At 60.4% G+C, this 2,808-nt stretch carries 4 protein-coding genes; 2 read left to right on the forward strand and 2 right to left on the reverse strand.

Annotated elements, in window-relative coordinates; genetic code table 11:
* Window positions 1-573, reverse strand: a 573-nt coding sequence (gene aat, locus NW820_RS03785) for a leucyl/phenylalanyl-tRNA--protein transferase (RefSeq protein ID WP_414406734.1), incomplete at its 3' end; no start/stop codon positions are given.
* A gap of 17 nt (window positions 574-590) precedes the next feature.
* Complete coding sequence (locus NW820_RS03790; RefSeq protein ID WP_414406726.1) at window positions 591-1,043, reverse strand: hypothetical protein; 453 nt, start codon at window positions 1,041-1,043, stop codon at window positions 591-593.
* 401 nt (window positions 1,044-1,444) lie between these two features.
* On the opposite strand from NW820_RS03790, the gene purN reads away from it, so the two are divergent.
* Complete coding sequence (gene purN / locus NW820_RS03795; RefSeq protein ID WP_414352200.1) at window positions 1,445-2,107, forward strand: phosphoribosylglycinamide formyltransferase; 663 nt, start codon at window positions 1,445-1,447, stop codon at window positions 2,105-2,107.
* Between the two features lie 26 nt (window positions 2,108-2,133).
* Window positions 2,134-2,808: PIN domain-containing protein (locus NW820_RS03800; protein ID WP_414406727.1), on the forward strand; the 675-nt coding region annotated here is incomplete at its 3' end.

The raw sequence follows: 2,808 nt of genomic DNA on the forward strand, positions 1-2,808 counted from the left end.
GAACCGACAAGGGATCCCCAGGCACTGCTGCAATAGCTTCAGGTACTCTTGTCCATCCATGAGAAAGGCACCGAAACGGGCCAGATGCGGGTTCATCAACTGAGCGTCGAAGAGGCGAAAGCCCCGCTCTCGCAAGTGCTCCACCAACTTCACCAGGGCCACCTTCGAGCCGTTGGGAATGCGGTAGAACATGGACTCGCCGATAAACGCCGCTCCAAGGGCAATACCCAGGATCCCGCCTGCCAAGGTCTCTCCCTGCCAGGTTTCAAAGCTGTGGGCAAAGCCAGACCGGTGCAGAGCTGCGTAAATCTGCTTCAGCTCGGGGCTAATCCAGGTTTGGGGACGAGCGGCACAGCCCTCTACCACCTGCTCAAAAGCACAGTTCAGCCGCACCTGAAAGCGATTGCTGCGCACCAAGGGCCGCAATGAACGGGGGCAGTGGAATCGCTCATCGAGGGGGATCACCGCGTGCCGGTCGGTGCCGTACCAGGCCAGGGATCCCGTCTCTTCGTCGGCCATCAGAAAGTAGCCTTGGGCATAGCCTGCCAGAATGGTGGCCAGATCCACCTGCATCGCCTCAGTTGCGCTCCTCAAGATTGCCATTCTGGAGAGAGACTGGCAAAGTCTCCCCCATTAGCCCTGGGGTGGCAATCCACACAGCCGCTCACCCGCACAGGAGTGGGAAACTCCACTTGCAGATGCAAAGCGCGGAAATAGCGGGAATCTGCCAAGCGATAGGGCACCTGTTCCCCCTGTCGCAGGGGCCGGGAGTTGGGCCGCAAATAGCCCCAGGCCAGTTGTAAAGCCACACCGCTCAGGGGCTGGATCTGCTGGCCATAGTGGTTGGGATCCTGCAGCAGCCGTCGCCAGGTTTCGGTGGGCAACACTTGGGCGGGCAACGCCACATGGCAACCACCACAACTGCGCACATATTGAGCCTGCTCCAGTTGGGCTTGAGTCAGGCCCTGCTGGGCTTGTGCTCCCAGGTTCTGCGCTGATCCCGCCAGCAGGGATCCCATAAACCCGGACAGGATGACTACCATGCTCCAGATCCAAAACCGCCGGCGTCGTCGTTGCAAAGGAGCCATGCTCTCACACCCACTGCCCATGCTTTCCCACTCTAGATCAGGTGGCCGCTCGCCACAGTGGGACGGAGTCCATAAGATCCGGCCTCAACTGCTGGGATCGACTTGATCGACTTGGCCTATTTTTGGAGGAGCTTGAGAGATCGCGGATCTCCTGCTGCATTTTCCGCATTTCTTGAGGCATCTCCCGCAGCTCCTCTTGGGCTTGATCCGTGCAGCGCTCGATGGCGCGGGTGCGCCTGTCAAAGCCGGCGACGGTCAAGTTTTTGGATCCCTCTCAAGCTGAACCCGGCCAGAACCAGAGGGGAATCTGTTTGGGTTTAAAATAGCGGGGCTGCAGACTTTCCCGCCAAGCGCTCATGAACCTACCCAGCTTACTCTGGCCGGATCCCGACGGGATCCCAGTGCCCTCTCAACCGGGGATCCTTGGCATTTTGGCTTCCGGCAATGGCAGCAATTTCGAAGCTATTGCCCAAGCCATTGAGGCTGGGGAACTGCAGGCCCAGATTGCTGTGGTCATCACCAACAATCCCAAAGCTTATGTGCGGCAGCGGGCCCAAAAGCGAGGGATCCCTTGCGTCTTGCTCGACCACCGAGACTACCCCTGTCGCGAAGACCTGGATGCAGCTATCCTCCAAGTGCTCTGGCAGCATCACGTGGAATGGGTGATCATGGCCGGGTGGATGCGCCTGGTTACCCAGGTGTTGTTGTCCGCCTACCCGGATCGCGTCCTGAACCTGCATCCTAGCCTGCTGCCCAGCTTCAAGGGCCTGCGGGCTGTTGAACAAGCCCTGAAGTGCGGCGTGAAAATTGCCGGCTGCACTGTCCATCGGGTCACCTTGGAAATGGACAGTGGCCCCATCGTGGCCCAAGCAGCCGTGCCGGTTCTGCCCGAAGATACTGTGGAATCCCTTTACCGGCGCATCCAGACCCAGGAGCACCGCCTCTACCCACTGGCCATCCGCCTCTGCCTGGCAGAGGGATCCCTGCTACCCAAGTCTTCGGGGAAGCTACACAATTGAGGTTAAGTCCAACGCTGGCGCATCCCATGGCCGAGATCCCGCCTCTCCTCGTCTTCGATAGCCCGGTGATCCTGGCCGGTCGTCTGGCTCTATGGCAAGAGTGGGCTCGATTTGGGGTGTGTGTGCTGCCGCAGGCAGTGATGGCCGAGCTAGAACGCCTGAGCCGGCAGGCTATTGATCCCCAAGAAGAATCGACAGCCCGCGAGTTTTTGCGCCACTGGCCCAGTCTAGGGTTTGCCGTCTCAGAAGCCCGTGCCCTGGTGGGTGGTGCTGGTGCCGGCGATCAGTCCATGAGGGTACGTTTGGAAGAAGCGATTGCCGAATGCGCCTATGCCCTGGCCCAGCAGCAGCCGGGAACGCTGGTGGTTTTGGTCAGCAACGACCGGCCTTTGGTGGGGCGAATTCAGGGTCTGGGTCTCAACAACCTCTGTGCCATCTCTCTGGCAGAGCTGAACCGGTGGATGCGTCAGCAGCAGCGCCCTCAGGCTGTGGTTATGGCTTTGAATCGGTTACCAGGGCCACCCATTCCTGCCGCCCAGTTGACGTCCTCTACCCTCGCTCCACCTGCCCGTCCCTTGAGTTCCTCTCCAGCTTCCGGGAACCCCCCCGCCCAGGCGCGGCAGCGGTCTGGAGCTGCTCAGGTGGGGCCGAGCACAGCCCGCCTCTGGCCCTTTTTGAAAAGCCTACAGAATGCCCTTGCG

Origin of the sequence: Synechococcus sp. R55.7 (genome assembly GCF_047461955.1) — a bacterium.
Lineage (GTDB): Bacteria > Cyanobacteriota > Cyanobacteriia > Thermostichales > Thermostichaceae > Thermostichus.